Origin of the sequence: Myxococcus sp. AB036A, from assembly GCF_006547355.1 — a bacterium.
GTDB classification, from domain to species: Bacteria; Myxococcota; Myxococcia; order Myxococcales; family Myxococcaceae; genus Myxococcus; species Myxococcus virescens.
Window position 1 is genome coordinate 39,043 of record NZ_VHLC01000003.1, and the last position, 20,536, is coordinate 59,578.

Here is a 20,536-nt window from a genome sequence, read left to right on the forward strand (position 1 = left end):
GTCAGCGGGCCTCGGCTTCGGGCCGGAACACGGTCACGGGCCGTTCTTCAGGCTGCGGATTCCATTCACCGACCGCCCGCATCAACAGCGCGACAGGCGATGCCCGCGCGACCTCGACCTCCACCGACAGGGTCATGCCGTGGCGCAGCTGGATGCGCGGATCGTCCGGCGGTGCGAACTTGAGCTCGACGCGCACCGTACCGGGGATGGCCTCGGGCGTGGCGGTCTGGCCGGGCTCGGTCCCGACGGCCGTCACCCGGGCGGGGACCGTCCCGTAGATGGTCATCGGGTAGCCGTCGAGCTTGAGGCGCGCCGTTTGACCGGGATGTATCAATCCGACGACCTCCTTCGGGAAACGGGCGCGCACCCGCACCTCGGCATTGCTCGCGACGATGGTGCCGACCCGCTGCCCGTCGGCGATGAACGCTCCCGAGCCGAGTTCCGCCACGTCGACCAGGTGGCCCGTGGCCGGCGCCCGATACAACTTCCGCTCGATCTGGTACTCGAGGCGGTCGATGGTCCCCTGGAGCTCCCGGATTCGCCCCTCGGCGCCCAGCGCCTCGCGCTCGAGTTCCAGCAGCTGCGCGGCGAGGGCTTGACGGCGCACGTTCTGCTCGCGCCGCAGCCGGATGAGCGCCAAACCCTGCGCCGTCTGCGCGAAGCGGAGCGCGTCGACATCGGTCGTGCGCTCCAGCTTCTCCATCTCCGAGACCGCGCCCGCCGGGCTCTTGAAGGCCAGCTCCGCGCGTTCCACCGCGAGCCGGTGCCTGGGCGCGAGCTCCTGTTCCCTCCCCAGCGCCTCCTTGACTGCGACCTCGTCCACCCGTGCCGTCAAAGCCGCCTCTTCGTGCTTGTTGGTGATCTGCTGGCGGATGATGGCGAGTTCCTTCTCGGTCGCGGCGAGCGTCGCCTTGCTCCGCTCGAGCTCGAGGCGCTCGGCCCGTGCGTCGAACTCGATGAGAAGGTCGCCTTCCTTGACCTCTTGGTCGAGTTTGAGCAGCGAGAGCACGACCCTGCCCGCGCTGGGCGGCTCGATGCGATGGACGGCGTTGTGTGGCTCGATCCGGGCCTGTGAGCTGGCCTTGACGAGCGGGACCTTGGCGAACAGCGACCATGCGATGAGCCCGCCGGCACACAACACCATCAGAGCGACGAACACGAGGCGCGTGTCCGACTCGTAGTTCAGGGAACGAAGGGTCCGCTCGAAGGGATATGCCATGGTCCGCCAACCAAAGTCGCCTTAATGGTCTTGCCCTGTCAACACCTCGGCCACTGCTTTGTGATTCACGCTCCCATTGAATGAATACAAGCACCTCGATGCGACGCGGGACTTCGTCCGCATCGCCGCAATGCGCCACACATTGTTTTTTGGTTCGATTTGACATCCAACTTCGATTTCACTTAGCGTTTAACTCGAAAGGAGGCACGACATGAAGATCAAGATCCACGTTCGCGGCGGCCCGAAGGCGCGTTAGTAGTCAGGTGTTTTGATGCCAGCTGTTAAGGCTGGTCGTTCCTCGTTTTCGATCACCAGAGGGGGGGGTGATGAGGATTCTCCATCAGCCCCTCCTCTTATTTCTGGTTCTGGCAACGTCTTGATCTTGCAGGTGCTCGTTCCTGCCAGGTTGCTCCAGAACCTCTCATGCGCTTGAACCGAATATGCGCTGCATGCGGGCGCCCCCCTCCCCTCCTGCGAAGGTAGGCAGGATGGCGCGGCAGCGACAGGTCTCTGAGGCCGTTGCTAGAGGGGCCGAGATTCTATGCCGCTCGGCGCTCGTACCGGCGGTGGAGCCCGAAGACTTCCCGCAGCTCTATCACCCTGGCTCCACGCTCCGGGCCCTGCACCTCACGCCTCTCGGGCGTATCCTTGCCGGGCGACAGGTGCGTCCGGCTCGCGTTGTAGTAGCGCTGGTACTCGCGAAGCAGGCGCCGAGCGTGGGCTTCGTTCAGGACGAGACGACATGGTCCAGCGACTTCAATCGATTGGGTGACGGACATCACGTACGTGCCCACGCGCGAGGGCTGATTGTACCTGGCTGCCGTGCTGGACCTCTTCAGTCGGCGCGTCATCGGCTGGGCCATGCCCCCCTGCATCGACCGACACCTGATGTTCTCGGCCCTCGACATGGCGCTGAAGGGTCACGGTCCCCCTGTTGTCCCTACCCGAACTTCGGCCTCTGCGTCATGGGTGCGTCGAGGCACGTTTGGAAGCGCGTCAATGCGAGTGAGCGAGGCGCGCGGCTACCGAACTCCTGTAACGGTAGGTTGTCGCATCTGCTGACGTGCCGAGCAGCTACTTCAACTTGACCTCGACACCACCCCCGAGACGCAATGCGAGGTTCGCGAGGATTCCACTGACGATGCCAACAGCAAACCCGGCGATGCCGTACAAGATGCAGGCGCCCGCCACCAGCAGGAGCATACCTCCCATGTCAAACTCACCGAGGTGCATGCTCTTGCCGAGAATGGAATTGGCGCCACGCGGTCCGAGCAGAAGCATCACCGTGCTCGTCAGCGCCCCCAGCACGACGCCGACCAATGCATAGAAGGTACCCAAGCACTTGCCGAGCGAGATGACGCCGACGCCGCGAACTATCGTCATTCCCAATCCTCTCCTCCGCCACAAACGGGCGGGCCTTTCACCGATTCATCCCTCTAAGCAGCGGACTGAGCGGGCGAAAATCGGAGGCTGCGCCTACTACCCATCATTCAGTCACTGCGTCATTAGGCCATCAAGGCCACCACCGGCAGTGCGTCAAGGCGAGTGAGCGAGGCGCGCACGGCAGAGGCAACATCTTTCCTGACGCAGGGGGCTACACCAGGGGCCTTGCTATTCTTGGAGAACCTCACGACTTCTGGTCTCGACTCACCCTCTTCGCACCGGGGGCTGCTCGGCGACGATGGGCTTCGGTGGACATGTCCACGAGTGGCCCCGTTTCGCGTGTGAGCGCGAGCAGCAGCTCTCGTTCTTCGTCGAGTTCGCGCTGACCGAGTTGTCGCTGGAAGAGCGAGGCCATCGTCGCGCCGTCGCAAGCTCGAGAGATAAGCACGACACGTTGAGCGTCGAGGCCATCGTGCGCAAGGCGCTGACTCCAGCGCTCGCCCGCTTCGCGGATTCGACACACCACCTCCGGGACTGTGCCGAGAATGCCCACGAGGGTGGCGCGCTCGTGCGCGAGCGTGCCGTCGGAGAGGTCCTCGAAAGTCGAGCGGATCCACGCGCGCGCAAAACTGCCGGGAGCCGTGTCCGCCGGGTCCAGCGCCCGGTCAACCGCAGCGTCGACTTCCTCCACCAGGTGCTCGACGAGGCCGAGCAGGAGCGCCTCACGGGTGGAGAAGTGGTGCAGCAGTCCGCCCTTGGAGACACCTGCCTCGCGCGCAACGAGGTCCAAGCTCACACCGGCGCCGCGCTCGGAGATGACACGCGCTGCGGTGCTCAGGAGCATGCGCCGGGTACGGGCCGCATCGCGTTGTGGTCCAGGCATGCGACTTTCTACCCTCTGAGAGCAACCTACCGCCCAGCCGGTTGATAGCCCGCCGTAAGAGACGTTGCTAACGAACCGTCTAGACGGTACGTTATATCATGAAGATTCGCGGTGCCCATGAAGTACCGCCCAAGGAGTGGGATGGGCCACGCCCCTTCCTGCCTGACACGGAGCGGCGAACGCCCTCCGAACCGAGGAGCGCGACAATGGGTTGGTTCTATCTCGTCCTTGCGGGACTGCTTGAGATTGGCTGGCCGTTCGGCCTGAAGGTGGCGCAGCATCCCGAAACCCGTTGGAGCGGCGTTGCCATCGCCGTCGCGTTCATGGGCTTCAGCGGTTTCATGCTCTGGCTCGCGCAGCGCCACATTCCCATCGGGACGGCGTACGCCGTTTGGACTGGCATCGGTGCCGCCGGAACGTTCCTGATCGGGGTGCTGTACTTTGGGGACCCTACGTCCTTCGCCCGGTATCTCGGCATCGCACTGATCGTCGCAGGGGTCGCGACGCTCAAGCTGGCGCACTGAGATCGGCCCCCGATTGAAGGGCCCCCCGCCCTCTCCTCCGCTGGGCCACCTGAGGACCTCTCGGGCACGACGCAGGTCCGACTCGTGCTCCAGTGGAGTGAGCGCCCCGGCGCGGGCCTCACCTGTTGGAGCAACCTCCAGGGGTGCTCGCGACGCGACCACGCCCCGCGGGGGGCTGACGCGGGGCCTGGGGGAGGCAGTCAGCGCCAGGAGGGCTGCGTTCTGGCATCGCCAGGCGAAGCTCCCGTTCCGCGACTCCGCGCTGGCGAAGGGATTCACGGCGGCGATGGAGTTCGTCGTCCCGGTGCCCCATCTGGCACCGCCACACGCACGACAGTGCCGTGGCCGGGCTCGTCGCGAAATGGGTTGATGAGGCGCTCGCGCGCAATCCGGACCTGGAGGCGCGGCTGCTGCCGCTGGCGGCCGTGCGCGCATCCAGGGCAACGCCGTCATCATGACGTCCACGACTTCGGCGCCGACCGAGCCGTCGTTCATGCGGGGAGAATGCGTCTGGAGGCCCGCACCTCGCGGCCCTGGAGCCGCGTTTTCGACGCCGTGGGGCCCTGAGAAAGGGCCCCCAATGGGGACAGCCACGGCATGCCGTCTGCAATCTCGCAAGGCATGAAGCTGAACCGAATGAATGCCCCACGCCGCGCGCCCCTTTCGCCGGGCCCACGAACGCTCCCGATGTCCAGACGTCGCGTTGTACTCGCCCTGGCGCTCTGTCTGGGACTCGGGAGCACCGCGGCCCTGGCGGCCTCTGACGAGCCCCCCGTCGCGAAGGGCACGGTCCTCGTCGAGGGCCCCATCGACACCGTGAACGGGTCGAGTACGGCGAAGCGAATCAACTGCCAAGGCCCCTTCTGTGTGTGGCTCGTGGTCGACGAGCTCGGGCCGTGTTTCTACGGGAGCTGCACGAACAAGTTCATGGTGCTGTCGGACCTCAAGGGGAAGTTCGTGGGGGCGTCGCGTTCGCTCGATTCCTGGTCAGCGAGCACCCCGCGACTCATCGACGCGGAGCATGTCGAGATCGTCACCCGGAGCAACCACGAGCCCTTCACTGTCGTCGACAATGGCCTGGATTCGACCCACGTGTCTCGGACTCTCCTGAAGGTGTCTCGGGATGGCACGCGTTTCAGCGAGGTTCCCAGCCAGACGCCGCAGTGGACGAAGACTGGTGTTCAGCACGTGGCCCCGTCCTCCGCCCCGAAGCCCCCCGAGCCACAAGTCGTGAGTGACGAGCTCCTCGCTCGGGCCCTTGCCCTGTGTCCCACGGGCGTGGACTTCAAGCCGGTGGACTACGCCTGTGGGGACGGAACGTGCATTCTCCTGCTCACGGGGTCCGAGTCTGAGCCCGACGCCGGGCACGAGGAGTCCACCGCGAAACCGGCGTCCGAAATCGAGGGTCCGCTCTGTGGCGTCATGGTGAAGGGAGAGGACGTCCAGTTGGCCTCTCTCGCCGGAGACGCGACCTCGGTCCGGTTGACGCCCAGGAGTTATGTGTTCTCTGGGCCCGTGGGCATGCGCGGCTCGACGGAAGAAATGGAATGGCTCTCCCGGACTCGGCCGGGATACATGTCCTTCACCGACACCGTGGGCGCGGTCGTCAATGGGAGCAATCCCTATCCCGTGAGGTTCGCGGAGTCCGCCGACGCCGCGCTCGCCCTGGCTCCCACGGTCCAGGCTTTCACCCTCGCTCACGTCACCTGGGGACTTGCTGACTGGAAGGGCTCAACCGACCTGGCGTTCGCGTGGCGCCTGGCCCGGGCAGGAGAGGCGTTCGCCCTCTTCGCCGAGGTGCACGATGACAAGGTGGTTCCCCTCGGGAAAGGCACAGGCCTGCATTCGGACCACCTGGAGCTCACCGTACCGCGGTATTCCGGCGCGACCTTCAAGGTGAGCGTCCTGCTCGCGGCGGGAGGAAAAATCGAGGCGCGTGACTGGACGGGAGAGGCGAACACGGTGATTCCTTCCATCCAGGGCACCTGGCGCAAGCGCCCGCGTGGCTACGAGGTGACGCTCGCCATTCCTGTGGCGGACCTCGGCATCGAGGAATCATTCGTGCCCTCCAACTTCTCGCTCGCGGTCTCGGACTCGGATGCACGAGGCAAGCAGGAGACGTTGATGGGGCACGACGGGACGCTGCGCTTCTGGACCGAGTACCCGCCGAGCATCACCGAGTACCGCAGCGCCCCCTGGAACTGACGCGAGCTTCCTTCTTCGACGGTGGGCTGGGACGCGTCCCGACAGTGGGCTTCGCGCTCCCTGGCGTCGCGCGAAGCCCTGGCGCCAGGCGAGGATGACGCCAGGTGTGCCTACCCCAAATCATGGCCGATACCGCTCCGCCTCCTTGAAGAACTGCGTGAGCGAGGAGTCCAGCAGCGACTGGCGGGACTGCATGTACCGGCGGGCACGGAGGAAGGGCAGCCAGACGCGCTTGCCAACACGCACCTGGGATTCTTCCATCTTCTCCCGCAGCACCGCCAGAAGTAGTAGCCCAGGTCCGTGAGGGACTCGGCCGTCTCGTCCATGATGGATGGCACCTGGGTGTGCAGTGCTGCCACGAGTCCTTCGATCTACCCCCGCCTGCATTGGGCTCTCAGCACTCTTGGGCCCATTCGAAGTACCGTGCATGAAATGACGCGTTCGCTGATGCGCGCGTGGCACGGCCCCAATTTCCGGTAGCCACAACTCTCACGAGAAGCTTGTTCCTGTCGCGACGGGGCACGGCTAAGACTTACTCGGAACACGCACACGTCTGGATTGGCGTGGAAGCGGAAGCATCTGGCGCCCGCGAGGAAGCCCCACGCCGGGTGGAAGTGTAGACACGCTGCGACTCTCCTGGACCGCTGGCCCGTGTCTTCTCACGGCGCCAGGGATACTCCGTTCCACTCGAGGTTCTCCATGCGTTCATTGCGCCGTCTCACTGCCCTGCTGCTCTTGCCGCTCGCCTTTGGCTGTGGTCAGGAAGGTCTCCCCGAAAACGAAGCCGAGTCGCTCTCCGCGCGAGCTGACCCGTTCACCACCAGCCGGGGGACGATCCAGAATGCGTGCGGCAACGCGGACACCACTCCGCAGATCTTCAGCAATACGCTGATGAGCCCCGCGGCCCTCAATGTCGGCGGCGGCGCACCCGCGAATTGGAATCCCGAGAGTGGCCGCATGAGCCGCGGTGGCATCGAATACGTCTCCGCCAATGGCCTCCGCTTCGAGCTCGTTACCGACAAGTGCACGTACATCAGAGAGGTCAAAGTCGGCTCGCGCGTCGTGACGCCGACGTATACCGATGGCTATTGGTATTCCGCCCAGGACGCCTCGTACCAACCCGCGGACCCCAGCCGTTATGGCTACAACTTGTGGATATTCTTCCCCTATCTGGGAGATGGCTCCACGAACCAGGTCACCATCACCGTGGGGCGCACCTTCGGCAGCGGCACCGCGACGTACAGCTTCCCGATGGTGCAAGTCGATAGCGTCGAGGCGAGCTTCGTCCCCGCCCCCATCGGTTTCTCTCGTGCCGATCTATGGAACATGTTCGGTAAGGCGCTCTACACGAAGTTCAATGGCGCTACGAATTCGGCCGTCATCAGGTCGTCGGACGGCTCCATGCGCCGCATTTACGGCTACGACCCGAATAGCCTCCAGCTCTCCGTCACCTCGAATGGCGTGGGCTTCTCGTTCAAATTCAAGACGGATCTCAACAATTGGTGCGACCCGACGATTCGCGCCTATGGCACCTTCAAGCTGAATGCGAACTCCTCCGGCATTTCGGTGCAATGGGTGAATGCGCCCCAGGCGAGCCTCGAATGGCCGCTCCGGTGTGTGGCGGTTCAGGTCGTTCCCATCCTCGGCCTCGTTCCTACCCTCATCTACGACATCATCGAGAGCGAGGCGGCGAACAGCATTACTTCCACCATCGAAAGTTCCATCATCGATTCGCTGCCGGAGACGACAAACGTGCAGCTGTTCCTTGATGGCTCGACGACGCGCAGCAACGAGCTGCTCGTCAATCTCAAGCTGCCGGCGCCCTCCATCAAGATCAACGTCCCGTACGACGCGTTCGACATGAACCGGAGCGCGACGCTCTTCCCCTCGGGCGAAAACCTGACGCTGCTCGCGAGCGGCTTGGGCGTGAATGACTACGTCGCCGGTGTGTCGCCCCAGACGACGCTCTACTCGGGCCCCAATGGCGTTCCGCGCTACGGCTCCACCACGTGGCCGAATGCACAGACGTTGAGCCGTGCGACCAACCCCGTTTGGAATGGCCTCCCCATCGCCCGCTTGCTGGCGCGCATGTCGCCGACGGTCCTCTCCACGTCGACGTACCAGTACACGCCGGGCTGCACGTTCAAGGCGAACAACATGTTCGGCCGAGCGTCCGTGCGCTTCGGTGTGAATGACACGGTCACGGATGCGCAGCGCCTTCGCGGAATCTTCGGCGCCGCCCCAGGCTACTCGCTGCGGGTCGTCTTCCTGAATGACCTCAGCACCTCGATCGCGGATAACGCTTCCCGCTGCGGTGTCACGACGTACGGCCCCATCAATGGCTCGGATTTGCCCGTCCTGGCGAATCCGTAGTTTCCCTGTTGGATGGGAGTGCCTGCGCGCGTGACGGCAGGTATTTCCGTGCACCTTTGTTGATGGTCGTGTGAGGCGCATGAGAGGGATGGGTGCCCTGTTGAGGCTGAGGGCACCCTTCATCTAGGGGCTGTCCCTGATTTCGTGTTCGCAAATCGACCTGGCGGGCCGGTTATCCGGCCCATCGGGGCTGGGTCTCCATCGGAGCTGCTGGCTGGCGCCAGGTATGATCAACGGGGGCTGTGCGCCGATATGAACTGAGCGATGCCGAGTGGAGCCGCATCGAGCCCCTGCAGTGCTCCAGGAGCGGCCCCCGCTCGAAGCGAGGGGACCGTGACTTCATCAACGGCGACCAGCGACCTCGCCGTCCTGTACGTCACATCCATGCTTCTTTCGCTGCCGTCATCAGGGACAGCCCCTAGTCCTTCTCCTCCTGCAGCTCGTTGAGGAACGCGACGATGGCGTCCACCTGCGCATCGCCGAGCATCTCATCGGTGAAGGCAGGCATGGCGCCCACCCCATGGCGTATCTGCGTACGCATGGCCACCGACGGCAGGGGCTTGTTGTTGATGGCCAGCCCCAGCCCGGCCGCGCCGCCGGGGTGACACTGGTTGCAGTGGCGCATGAAGAGGACTCGGCCCTCCTGCTCCTGCTCGGTGAACTGCCGGGGCGCGCCGAAGGGCGGGGCCCGGCGCGCGGGGCCACAGGCCAGGGTGGTGAAGGCGAGCACGGCGAGCATGGTTGTCCTCATGGCTTCGCCTCCGGGGTTGCGCGAGTCACGCGCCACAGCACGCCCGTCTGCTGGAAGGGACGGATATCTCCCTTGCCCTTCACCAGCATGACGCCGAAGTCGACGATGTAGAGCGCCCTGCCGCTGGGATCGAAGCGCGCGTCGATGGGGCGCTCCAGGCCCGCCTTCCGCAGCCGCGAGGCCGGCCCTCCGCTGCCCTTGTCCTTGTTGGCGACGAAGTCCTCGATGACGCCATTGGACACGTCCACCCGAACGACCTTGAAGCCCACGGGCGCTATCGTTTCGCCCGTGTCCGGGGCCTGGTCTCCGAACTGCGCGACAAAGGCCTCGCCCACGTGGCCGAAGTCCGGGTTGCGGGAGAAGTCGAAGCGGTTGGATGACGAGTGCACGCCGAAGGCGGCCACCGGCTGGGGCGGCGTCCCTGGGGGCTCTTGCAACACGCGCTTGGGCACCTCGCCACCCGGCACCTTGAACCACTCCTGATCCACGGGCTTGCCACCGGCGAAGTCCGGAAAGCCATACCAGCCGCCCGGCTCCACCTCCCACATCCAGTCCGCAACTCCGAAGAGCGGTCGGCTGCCGCGCACGTCGTAGCCGTTCTCGGTGACGTACAGCCGGCCGTTGGGCGCGAACGCCAGGCCGAACGGGTTGCGGAACCCCCAGGCCACCAGCTCCGGTGTGGTGGACCCGGAAGCGAGCCGGAACACCGCGCCACTGCACGGCATACCGCCCTTGATGACCTCCCCCGGCTTCGTCTCCGTGCCAAATGGGACGAAGGCACCCGTGAGCACCTGGCTCGACTGCGAGGCGAGCGGGTTGGCGCTGGGGTAGTTGACGCCGGCCAGCGTGACGTCGCGGCAGGGCACGTCGTGGAAGGCCGGGTTGCGTTTCAGCCACCCCATGCTCGCGTTGTCCGGGCCCACGACGCCGGAGTTCGTCGCCGTGCCCACCCCGAAGTAGAGCGCGCCGTCTGGTCCCACGGCGGGGCCGTTGGTGTGGTGGTCCCCCAGGCCGGGCAGGCTGGAGACGAGCGGCGTCATCAGGCCATCCGGGGTGACGCGGACGATGCGGCCACCGCCCTGTTCACCGCCCTGGGCGACATAGAACGCGCCCTGGTGCCAGGTGACGCCGGTCCACGGCTGATGCTCGCCCTTCGCCACCTCGGTGAGGCGGCCGTCCTTCTCCACCCGAAGCAGCCTGCCCGAGGCGAAGTCCTCGCCGTAGCTGTAGCCGGACTCGGTGACGTAGGGCGTGCCCTCTCCGTCGAAGGCGACGCCGGTGGGGTACGTCAGACCGGTGGCCACGACCTCGATGCGGTAGCCCTCCGGCACGGCCACGTCGAGCGGGTCCACGCGGCGGGGCGGCTTGAAGTCCGCCTTGCCGCCACCCCCGCCTCCGAAGAGGTGGAAGCAGCCGGAGAGCAGCAGCGGTGCGCACGCCACCAGCAGGGGACGCGCAAGGAGCGGGATTCGCATACGCGGCGAGGTGCCTCGGGTGGAGAACGGCGAGGCGCTCGACGCTACGAGCCACCTGCCCCGGCGACAACGCGGGGGCGTGGCAACGGTTGCTTTCGCGACGGCCTCGCGGAGCGGAGTGTCCGCGGTCCGCCATTCTCCCGGCGCGACAAGCCACTGCGGGCCAGCGCGGGGCCTGGAGCGACGTCTTCGCGAAGAGGCGCATCGCCACCAAGGCGGACCAGAAGCGGATTGAACTGCTCGCCACCACCATCGCCGTCTCCAAGGACGACGCCCTGAAGATGATTGACGGCGACCTCCTCGGCTTCGAGGAGGCGCTGGCCGAAGGCCGCGTGCGCGTCGACAACCCCATCGACTTTGGAGGTGGCTTTGGCCGCCCTGCGGGCATTCCATGCGGGGGCATCCACGGCGGAGGAGGCCTCCAAGGACGCCTCCCCCAACTATCGCATGGGAGCCAGCCGAAGATCTGCCTCCCGTCTCCGCTTCAACTCTTGCCTAGCGCCTTGACGAGCTGCTGAGCCGACTTGGGGTCGTCGCAGGAGTTGCCCAGCGGGAACCACCCGCACCCAGCCGGCGGCTGGCCCTGCGGGAACCATTCCTTGTCGCCATTGAACGCGCTGACGTAGGCATTGAGGTGCTGGTAGCCGAGCTGCGCCAGGAACGACGAATCGGCGGTCCACGCCACACCGGTGTTCTTGCTGTCGGTGTAGAGCGCCAGCGGGCCGTCGAACGCGGCGGTCTGCTCGAACTGCACGTAGTGTTGGTTCGCGGCGCTCGCCTGCCGAGCGCCAATCATCTTCCCGACAGGGTCATCGGCCAGGACGTTGAGGCCGTAGATGTTCGTCGGTTTCGTCAGCGCATTCATCGTGCCCGCGTTCCAGGCGTGTGGCACCACGTCCTTGGCATTCCAGATGAAGGTGGCATTGGCTTTGCCAGCCCCGAAAACGCTCTTGAAGTGGTCGAGGAACGCCTGGTTGCCGATCGACGGCCCCGCTGTCGCCAGCAGGTTCACGTGCTGCCAGTTGCTCAGGTTCGTGTCCTGCGTATTCAGCGCCGAATCTGGGTCCATGAGCGCGAGCATCAGCATCGGGGCGAGGGCTCCGCCGAGACTGTGCCCGGTGAACCAGAGCGTGACGGCCTGCTTATTCGGGATGTTCCCCAGGAACGTCCGGATGTCATTGAGAGGCCACTGCATGTTGATGCTGAAGAGGAGTCTCATGAGGCCCTCCCAATCACCCTTCGTCACCTGCATTGGCGAGGAATTGCCGCCCCCCTGCTTGAGCTTCCAGTCCGTCGGATTGATGTCGAGGTCCTCGATCACAAGATCGAAGAGCGACTCCGAGTTCGTCCCAGCCGTGGCCACCACGTAGACCGGGAGAGGATTGTTGCTAGCGTCCAGCTGCTGCGCGACGAACATCCCGTTACTCACCTGAGGGGGGAGCAGGTCATCCCACGTATAGCACGGGCCCCAGACCACCTTCCATTTCGAGTAGGGAGCATTCAGGCTGTTGATTTGACTCTGCAGGTCCTTCGTGGTCCAGGGACCAACCTTGTTGCCCACAGTGGCCTGGCTCGCCAACCACGAGAGGGCAAAGACCTGCTTCTGCATAGACGAGGGATTGAACATGCGGACTCCGGATGAGAAACGGGTTGAGGGCCAAAGCCAACCCTGTGGAGGAACTCCAAGAGATGGCGCCCACGAGACAGCCATGCATGCACTGTGCCTCTACCGTGGATGAGTGTTCTCTGGGAGGGCGCTACTCTGCGCAGCCCTGTCAGAACTCAAGCCTGCGCCGTCGCCCGACGTGTCAGTCCTCTTGTCTGACATGCCAATTCGCACCACTGACACGTCAGTCCTGAGCAGAAGGGAGGGTGGCCGTGGATGAGAACGAGCACCCACGCGAACGACGGATTCAACTGTCCGTCCGGGTCGCCGCGGTGTCTGCGATGGCTGCCTGGGTTGGTCAAGGGCTCCTGTCCGTCCTAACAGGTTGTTGAAACATCCCCTACCCCCTTTGGGCCGGGCTCTCCTCCTCCAGTCACGGCTCCGCCCCCGCTTGAGGGAACTAACGTCCTGCCGTCAGCGCTCCATGGCCGCCAGAAGACAGTCACTCCCGCCGCGCCCACAAGGGCACGCCTCTTCCGCCCCTCGCAGCCCTCCGTGCCCCCCTGCCCTGCACTCGCCGCACAGCGGGCCTCCTCTCCAGGGTTTCGCGCTGGGCCCATGTTGCCCGTCAGTACAGCCACGACCCGATGGGTAGCCCTCGCACTGGGACCAGCGGCAAGGCCTCGGCGGGCAGCCCAAGATGCCCAAGCACGTCCTTCACCCCAGTGCCCTTCGACACCACAATCACGCGCCGGAGCCCCCGCAGCCCGGACAGCGGAAGACGTCAAAGTCGAGGGCCCTTTCGAGAAGGCCTGCTCAGTCCAACCGCGGCACGCGCTGCTTCCTTGGCGCCGCGCCACGACGGAGCGCAGCGGGAGGGCACTCCCCTTCAGCGAGGGCGCTGCGCCTCGAGAAGCCGCTCACGGAAGGACGCGATGTGCTTCCTGGGGCCGCCCAGCTGCTCGGCCCGCTCCAGGAACGAGAGGGCGCGTGTGGGGTTGGGCGGCTCTCCCACCGCCTCGGCAATGTCGCCGTAGAAATACGGATGCCACGTCGTCGCCCCCAGCGCGATGGCCCTCTGTGCAGCGCGGTGGGTCGTGGGGATATCGTCCAGGTGGAAGGCGACGTAGGTGAGGTTCGACCAGATGTCCACGCGATCGCCGCCATAGCGCTTCAGCTCGCCATAGAGGCGCTGCATTTCGGCACGGCGGGGCGCGTCCAGCGTGCGCTCCTGGCGGACGAGGGCCTGCAGCAGCGCGAGTTGGTTGGTCGTGGTGACCTCCAGGGCGAGGGCCTTGCGGTAGTGTTCCTCCGCCTTGCGGAAGTCCCCCTTCTCGAAGAAGACCAGACCCATGCGCCGCTGGACGATGGGGACGGCCGGAGCGCAGCGGGAGAGGGCCGCCACTCCCAGGTGTGTGCCGGGCCCGGGCTGCCCGTCAGTGCACCCACCCCTCTTCAGGCGGGCCTCGCGCCGGGGGCATGTTCTCGCCAACCCTTACAAGGACAAGGTGAAGGTCACTTTCTTCCACGGAGCCAGGCTCCCAGACACCAAGGGGCTCTTCAACGCGGGGCTCGGAGGGGGCAAGTGGTGGGCGTTCGACCTTCGAGAGGGCTGGCATGGGGCCGTCTCGAATGAGGGTGTTCTGTCAGGGCGCGCCTCGAGGTTCATCGGGCTCCCTGGGGAACTGCTTGGCGCCATGCGGAAGAATGACGCCAGGAAGCATGCGGGAGGTCCAGATGTGGATGGCCTGGCCAAGATCGAGCGGTTCGTCGAGCGAGCCGCCCTTGATGTTGAGCGTACCGATGGCACCGCGGCGCTGATGCCAGAGCCTGGAGCCGCACTCGGGACAGAAGGCGCAGTCCAGCGTGTTCCCCGTATCTGTAACCCGGGACCAGAACCTGGGCGTTCCCCGCGTGAGATGCAATGCCGTTCGCGGCACCACGCAGGAGATGCCAAAGGCCGACGCGGACTGTTTGCGGCACTCGGCGCAATGGCAGACGTAGCACCGCAGCGGGCCATGCGACAGCTCGTAACGGATTGCACCGCACTGGCAGCCGCCGCGAAGGGGGTTCATTTCTGTCGACATGGTTTGCACGCCCGCGCACTCGACGACGTCTGCTGCCGCGTCCAGGCGGTGGCGACGTCGTAGGACCTCTCCACGTTATCCATGGCGCCGCCTCACCTCCACGACCGAACCCGCCACCAGTTCCTTGAGCACCCGCCTATCGAGGTCGGCGAGCCGCTTGAAGTACAGACAGGACTTGCCGATCTTGTGCGGCCCGAGTCGGGCCAGCAGGGACTGCTGCCGGTCCTGCTCTGCCGTCACGTAGATCACCAGCTCTCGGCCACGGATCGCGAAACCCACCAGGGGCGCCTCGCCGGAACGTCCGCTTTCGTAGGTGTACCGGTAAGCGCCGAAGCCCACGATGCTGGGGCCCCACATCCTTGGTGGCTCCTGCGTGACCTCCTCAAGCAGTGCGATCAACGCCCGGCAGTCGGCCCGTTGCTGCTCGCTGCCCCGTTCGGCGAGGTATTCGTCCACACTGGCGCCAGTGAACTTCGTCTTGTTCTCGGGCATCAGAGCAGTCCGTGTTCGTGAGCCGTGGCTTCGCTCAACATAGGTCGACGTACTCGGTAGCGGGAAGTCCGGATCCGCGAACGCGCCAATGGGAATCGCGACCTGGGGTGGCCCTCGTGCCGGGGCCCACCTCGCACACGCCGTGGGGGCAAGCCCAGGTACTCCAGAATCGCCCACACCCCGGGGGCCCCCTACACGTACGCCAAGACCTTGAGCCTGCCTCCACACCTCACGCTGGCGAACACGTCGAAGTCGAACGTCCTGCTGAGCAACTCAGCGAAAGTCCACTCGCGGGGCCCTCTCCTTCATCTGAAGTTGCCCCGGTTTCGTGGCTCTCCCGCACTTCGTGTGGTTCCCCTCGAAGGCGAAAGGGAGACACGGCGAGCTGCCGACCAGACTCATCCAGCAGGGAAGTCTGGTCGTGGGTCTGTCGTCATCCACGCCCCACTGACGCGCCCCTCGGTGAGCGAGCGGCAGAACGGCCATTCGCGCAGCTTCCTCCTCCGGACACCCTCCACACAAAGTGCGGGAGAGCCGCGGAACCGGGGCAACTTCAGCGGGCTGGAGAGCGTCTCTCCCTGCAGCTCCCGGCCGCCCAGACAGCGCGATGCCGAAGGCTGGTTTCGGAGCTACGGTCACTGAGTTCCATGCAACCGAGCCACGCGAGAATGGCGCCCTCCATGGGCTCAACGAAACTGAAGTAACACCACTGCGCGCTTCCTTCGCCGCCATTGAGCCCCCGGCACCATCAACCTGCCGAGAACCACGACTGCCCCCGCTGGCCGTCTGGTGCGCACTGGCCTGGTCAGCGATGCGCCGACTGGGGGCGCGACGAGCTCTTACGAGCAGCCCGGAAGAAGTGTTCGACGGAGCCATTCGTTCCGCAGCATCATCGGGCATGCCCCTCATCCCATCGTCCGCTTCCTACGCCTTACCCCGTCTGGCCTTGTTTCGCCGCGGCTGCAGCCTTGCCACCCTGCTCGTGTTGACTGCTTGTGGCTCCGAGAAGCCTTCGCCGCCCAGGTGCGCGGGGGCCAATCCGGACGCCTCTCCTTCCTCCTCCGAGTCGGGTGCTTCGCCGCTCTGCGAAAGCCCGCGCTGGGAGACCGTCGAGCAACAGGGAGACCTCCCGCCCGCGCGCTGGGAGGCAAGTGCCTCGTTCGCTCGCACGAGCGATGCATCGGCCATCATCTACCGCTTCGGCGGCCAGAGCGGGAACTTCCCGAACGACTTCACCGTCAACGACTTCCATGCCTTCGACATCGCCACGGCAACCTGGAGGAAACTGGCCTCGCCGCCGCCCCCCTCCGCACGCGCCGAGACCCTGATGATTCCCGGTCCGTGCGACGGTTGCGTGAGCATCGTGGGAGGGCGGGGCCGGTTCCGGACTGGCTCGGACTCGATGTTCCCCGAGATGTGGACCTACCACGTCCAGCGCCAGCACTGGGAGCAGGTCTCCTCCGAGAGCCTGGGAGACCCGTTCGCAGTGCGCCGCTCCTCCGCCCTGGTAGTGGAAGTGCCGCGGGCGGGCCAGCCCGGCAAGAAGACCTATTATGCGTTTGGCGGCTTGGGCAACACGCTTCCACGGTTCGCCACGACGTCCACCGGTCTTCGCAACGATGTCGCCGTCCATGACGAGGACACGGGCTGGAGGCTCGTCACAACAGCCGGTGAGAAGCCCGCGCCTCGCGCCTGGGCCGCCGGCGGGTACGATCCGGACAACCACTCGCTGCTCGTCTTCGGTGGCTACCGCCTCGGAGTGGATCAAGGCCCCGAGACGCCGGCCGAGGAACTCTTCGGTCCGACGAACTACGAGAACGACCTCTGGTCGCTGAGCCTCGAGACGCTCACGTGGACCCGGCTCCAGCCGGCGGGCCCCCTGCCTTCGCCGCGAGACAACGCGGTGGCGTTCTTCGACACCGCCCATGGCGGGCTGGTAGTCTTCGGTGGGCAGCGCTTCGACGGCCTCTCCAGCGAGCTGTGGTTCTACTCAGTGAAGGACAACCGATGGACTGAGGTGGCCCTCCACTCCGGCTCTCCCATCCCCCCGGGCCGCGTCGGAGGCATCTCCTTCGTGCGGGAGACGCCCACCGCCTACGAGCTGTACCTGAACGGAGGGGCCACGTCCGACGGCGGCGCGAGCGAGTTCCTCGACGATCTCTGGAAGCTGATCTGGCCGAAGAGCTGAGTGAGCGTCACCCTGTGCCTACCCAAAATTCGGTCGCTGCGTCATGAGTGCGTCAAGGCTGCGTCAAAACGCGCGTCATGACGGTGAGCGATGCGCACGACGAGCCGCCAGGCTCTCTCTCCTGCTTGATAGAGGTCGGAATTACGCCCGGACGAGACGTCGCAACGCCTCTCGGCCTGCGTGTGGGATAACACCACCCTGCCGTGCACCTCACACCTCTCGGGCGCATCCTTACCGAGCGACAGGTGCGTCCGGCTCGCATTTCTGCCACGAACACTGTGCCGCATTCGGCGCCTCGCGAATCCCCAAATGGGTAAGCGTGGCGCGAACGCCCTCGGAGTAGAGCTTGACCCTATCTCGGTGCAAGTACCTCGGAGCGCTGGCCCAGGGAGAGACCTCTCGCAACTGCTGCTTTGTCCATTCCTCCGTCGGGTGCGCTGTCACATGGAGGTGGAGGATTCGCCTGTTCCGGTGACTCACAACAACAAATCCCAACAGCACTCCAAACGTCGCAATCGGAATGACAAAGAAGTCCATCCCCGCGGACTCCGCCAGATGCAAGCGCAAGAAGTTCCGCCATGTTGGTGATGGCTTCGGCGCTCCCCTCCCTGGCCTGGGCATGTAACGAGCGACCGTTGTCTGGCCTACCTCCCTCCCCAGCTTCAGCAACTCTCCGTGAATGCGTGGGGCACCCCTTGTCGGGTTGGCTTCGGCCATGCGCCGAATCAACGCGCGCAGTTCCGGAGTTACCCGAGGCCGCCCCGCCCGACTCCGGGACTTCCAGCGCCAGAAGAGCCGAAAGCCCATCCGATGCCACTTCACGACTGTCGCCGGCTGCACCAGGCACATTGGCATCCGCCCCCCGGCCAGAGGCGTTGGAGAACAACCCAGAAGAGGCGGTCGCCCCGGGCAAGCCGCGGGGATGGACGCTTCTCACGGAAGACCGCGAGCTGCTGGCAAAGAGAGCCAGGTTCTCCAGCACCAACTCCGAACGGCTCCGCAGGGGCGAGCGTATCGCCTCAACAAGCGCCTTTACGGTCAGTGAGCGAGGCGCGCACGGCCGAGGCGACATCATCCCTGACACAGGGGGCGAGGCTGCACAGTCCTCAGATGAACGCCACGCGTGTCGGACGGGTGAACGCACGGCTTCGCGTTGTTGGACCCACGCAGCGAGTGTGAGAAACCTTGCCCCATGGCGGACCTGCGCAAGTCAGACGCGACCGTTTCCGAGGGGCTGGACCGCCGTCGATTCCTGACGTGGGTCATGGCCTCTCCCACGTTGATGATTGCCGCCCGGCTGGGGCTCGACGTGCCCGAGGCCGATGCGGCGGAGCGCCCGGAAGAGGCGACAACGGCGCTGAGCCTCTATCTCACTGTCCAGACCGATGGGCGCGTCGTCACCACCCTGCCTCGCACGGAGATGGGCCAGGGCATCACCACCGCCGTGGCCATGCTCGTCGCCGAGGAACTCGACATGGCGCTCGACCGGGTCGACGTGCGCAGCGCCGACGCGGCCCCCCGCTGGGTCATCCAGCTCACCGGCCTGTCGTCGACGATGCGCTTCCTCACGGGCCCCCTTCGCGCCGCAGCGGCGGAGGCCCGGGCACGGCTGGTCACTGCCGCGGCGCTGCGCTGGCGCGTCCTGGCCCACACCCTCGCCACCTCGCACGGCGTGGTGAGCGCACCCGACGGGCGGCGGGCCGGCTATGGTGAGCTGGCGGAGGACGCCGCTCGCGTGCTGCTCCCCGCGGTCTCCAGCCAGCCCAGGCCCGTGAGCCGGTTCAAGCTGGTGGGCCAGCCCACCGGACGCATCGACGCGAGGGACATCGTCACGGGCGCCACGCGCTATGCCCTGGACCTGGACATCCCCGAGGCGCTGCCGACGGTGGTGGCCCGGCCCCCAACGCTGCGCGGCACCGTCCAGTCCGTCGACGATGCCTCGGCGCGGACGATGCCCGGCGTGGTGGCGGTGGTGCCCCTGGGCACCGGCGTGGCGGTGGTGGCCCGGACCTTCGGACAGGCGCTCGCGGCGCGCGCGGCGCTGCGCATCACCTGGACGCCCGGCCCCGCCAGCGCGCTGTCGGACGCGGACATCCGGACCCGCCTGCGCGACAGCATCGGCCCAAGACCCCTGCCGCCGCTGTTCACCGCACGGACGATTGAGGGACGCTTCGACTTCCCCTACCTGGCGCACGCGACCATGGAGACGCAGAGCTGCCTGGCCCGCGTGCAAGGTGAGCAGGCGGAGGTCTGGCTGGGGGCGCAGGACCCCAAATACGCGCAGCGCGAGGTGGCCCGGGCGCTCGGCTGGGAGCTCACGCCGTGGCGAGTGACGGTGCACATCGTTCGGGCCGGTGGCGGCTTCGGCCGCAGGTTCTTCACCGAGGCCGCGGTGGAGGCCGCGCTCGTCTCACGGGCCATCGGCAGACCGGTGAAGTTGATGTGGAGCCGCGACGATGACATGCGCCACGGCCACTTCCGCCCCGCCAGCCACCACCGCATCCTCGCCTACCTGGGCCCGGGCGGGCGCGTCCTGGGCTGGCATCACCGCGCCGCCATTCCCACCGTGGAGTTCCCCCACGGCTTCGGTGACGCCCTCACCGCGCTGGCCGGCGAGGTCCTGCCCGAGGTGACCAGCGCGGTCTTCTTCGCGCTCTCCCAGAAGCTCCCATACGGATTCGGATGGGTGACTCAGGAGCTGCGCGACGTGGCGATTCCGATTCCCACCGCGTCGTTCCGCTCGGTGTTCACCAGCCAGGTGGGCGTGTCCAACGAGGTCTTCGTCGACGAACTGGCCCGCGAGCTCCAGGTGGACCCCGTCACGCTGCGACGCGAGCGGCTCACTTCGACTCGCCTCAAGGCGGTGCTGGACAAGGTCGCCACGGAGGGACAGTGGGGCCGAAGCCTGCCACCCGGTGTCGCCCAGGGTGTCGCCGTCCTCGAGGAGTGGGACAGCGCCATCGCCCACCTCATCGAAGTCGACGTCACCGGAGGGACGCCTCGAGTCCTGCGCATCGTCATCGCCGCGGATGTCGGCCTGCCCATCAACCCCAAGGGCATCGAGGCCCAACTCCAGGGCGCGGCGGTGGACGCGATGTCCACCACGCTGAGCGCGGGAATCCACATCGACGCGGGCACCGTGCGCGAGGGCAGCTTCGCGGACTATCGCTGGATGCGCATGAAGCACGTCCCGTCCGACATCCAGGTGCACCTGGTCCGCTCGGATGACCGGGTGGGCGGCGTGGGCGAGCTCGGCTATCCCAGCGCAGCGGCGGCCCTGACCAACGCCATTGCCCGGGCGCGAGGCTCGATGCCCACCCGCTTTCCCATCCTCGATGAGGGAGTCTGAG

Annotated in this window: 15 protein-coding genes and 2 pseudogenes; 6 read left to right on the forward strand and 11 right to left on the reverse strand. The window is 66.1% G+C overall.

Going from position 1 to position 20,536, the window contains the following annotated elements; all coding sequences use genetic code 11:
• Window position 1: 1 nt before the first annotated feature.
• Window positions 2-1,219 (reverse strand): HlyD family secretion protein, encoded by a 1,218-nt coding sequence (locus tag FL344_RS01945; RefSeq protein WP_141617286.1) that lies wholly within the window; start codon window positions 1,217-1,219, stop codon window positions 2-4.
• Between the two features lie 539 nt (window positions 1,220-1,758).
• Window positions 1,759-2,013: a hypothetical protein gene (locus FL344_RS01950; RefSeq protein ID WP_228564690.1), complete on the reverse strand. Its 255-nt coding sequence runs from the start codon at window positions 2,011-2,013 to the stop codon at window positions 1,759-1,761.
• Here FL344_RS01950 and FL344_RS38375 point away from each other — a divergent pair.
• Window positions 1,985-2,134: pseudogene (locus tag FL344_RS38375) on the forward strand (DDE-type integrase/transposase/recombinase); the annotation flags it as partial. The gene FL344_RS01950 and the pseudogene FL344_RS38375 overlap by 29 nt on opposite strands.
• 159 nt (window positions 2,135-2,293) lie before the next feature.
• Here the strand turns inward: FL344_RS38375 and FL344_RS01955 are convergent.
• Together FL344_RS01955 and FL344_RS01960 are read right to left on the reverse strand one after the other, a co-directional pair.
• Entirely contained in the window at window positions 2,294-2,602 is a 309-nt protein-coding gene (locus tag FL344_RS01955) for a hypothetical protein (protein ID WP_141617287.1), read from the reverse strand.
• A 244-nt stretch (window positions 2,603-2,846) separates the two neighbouring features.
• Window positions 2,847-3,446 (reverse strand): TetR/AcrR family transcriptional regulator, encoded by a 600-nt coding sequence (locus tag FL344_RS01960; protein ID WP_194862954.1) that lies wholly within the window; start codon window positions 3,444-3,446, stop codon window positions 2,847-2,849.
• A gap of 245 nt (window positions 3,447-3,691) precedes the next feature.
• On the opposite strand from FL344_RS01960, the gene FL344_RS01965 reads away from it, so the two are divergent.
• Together FL344_RS01965 and FL344_RS01970 are read left to right on the forward strand one after the other, a co-directional pair.
• Complete coding sequence (locus FL344_RS01965) at window positions 3,692-4,009, forward strand: multidrug efflux SMR transporter (protein WP_141617289.1); 318 nt, start codon at window positions 3,692-3,694, stop codon at window positions 4,007-4,009.
• Window positions 4,010-4,696: 687 nt separating this feature from the next.
• A complete protein-coding gene (locus FL344_RS01970; protein ID WP_141617290.1) occupies window positions 4,697-6,214 on the forward strand; it encodes a hypothetical protein in 1,518 nt (505 codons plus the stop codon).
• A 120-nt stretch (window positions 6,215-6,334) separates the two neighbouring features.
• Here the strand turns inward: FL344_RS01970 and FL344_RS38380 are convergent.
• Window positions 6,335-6,582: pseudogene (locus tag FL344_RS38380) on the reverse strand (hypothetical protein); the annotation flags it as partial.
• Window positions 6,583-6,913: 331 nt separating this feature from the next.
• On the opposite strand from FL344_RS38380, the gene FL344_RS01975 reads away from it, so the two are divergent.
• On the forward strand, window positions 6,914-8,587 hold the full coding sequence (locus FL344_RS01975; protein ID WP_141617291.1) for a hypothetical protein: 1,674 nt from the start codon (window positions 6,914-6,916) through the stop codon (window positions 8,585-8,587).
• A 418-nt stretch (window positions 8,588-9,005) separates the two neighbouring features.
• Here FL344_RS01975 and FL344_RS01980 read toward each other — a convergent pair whose 3' ends face one another.
• The 6 genes from FL344_RS01980 to FL344_RS02010 all read right to left on the reverse strand — a co-directional run bounded on the left by FL344_RS01980 (window position 9,006) and on the right by FL344_RS02010 (window position 14,998).
• A complete protein-coding gene (locus FL344_RS01980) occupies window positions 9,006-9,338 on the reverse strand; it encodes a cytochrome c (RefSeq protein WP_141617292.1) in 333 nt (110 codons plus the stop codon).
• Window positions 9,335-10,813 carry a sorbosone dehydrogenase family protein gene (locus FL344_RS01985; protein ID WP_141617293.1) on the reverse strand — a complete coding sequence of 493 codons (1,479 nt, stop codon included), beginning with the start codon at window positions 10,811-10,813 and terminating at the stop codon, window positions 9,335-9,337. Before FL344_RS01985 ends, FL344_RS01980 begins: the two co-directional genes overlap by 4 nt.
• 484 nt (window positions 10,814-11,297) lie before the next feature.
• A complete protein-coding gene (locus FL344_RS01995; RefSeq protein ID WP_194862955.1) occupies window positions 11,298-12,422 on the reverse strand; it encodes a hypothetical protein in 1,125 nt (374 codons plus the stop codon).
• Window positions 12,423-13,308: 886 nt separating this feature from the next.
• Window positions 13,309-13,773 (reverse strand): tetratricopeptide repeat protein, encoded by a 465-nt coding sequence (locus tag FL344_RS02000; protein ID WP_141617296.1) that lies wholly within the window; start codon window positions 13,771-13,773, stop codon window positions 13,309-13,311.
• A 292-nt stretch (window positions 13,774-14,065) separates the two neighbouring features.
• Complete coding sequence (locus FL344_RS02005; protein WP_194862956.1) at window positions 14,066-14,494, reverse strand: GFA family protein; 429 nt, start codon at window positions 14,492-14,494, stop codon at window positions 14,066-14,068.
• A gap of 87 nt (window positions 14,495-14,581) precedes the next feature.
• Window positions 14,582-14,998, reverse strand: a complete 417-nt coding sequence (locus FL344_RS02010; RefSeq protein WP_141617297.1) for a DUF1801 domain-containing protein — start codon at window positions 14,996-14,998, stop codon at window positions 14,582-14,584.
• A gap of 982 nt (window positions 14,999-15,980) precedes the next feature.
• Here FL344_RS02010 and FL344_RS02015 point away from each other — a divergent pair.
• Window positions 15,981-17,186: a kelch repeat-containing protein gene (locus FL344_RS02015; protein WP_194862957.1), complete on the forward strand. Its 1,206-nt coding sequence runs from the start codon at window positions 15,981-15,983 to the stop codon at window positions 17,184-17,186.
• Window positions 17,187-18,378: 1,192 nt separating this feature from the next.
• On the forward strand, window positions 18,379-20,535 hold the full coding sequence (locus FL344_RS02020) for a xanthine dehydrogenase family protein molybdopterin-binding subunit (RefSeq protein WP_141617300.1): 2,157 nt from the start codon (window positions 18,379-18,381) through the stop codon (window positions 20,533-20,535).
• Window position 20,536: the final 1 nt, after the last annotated feature.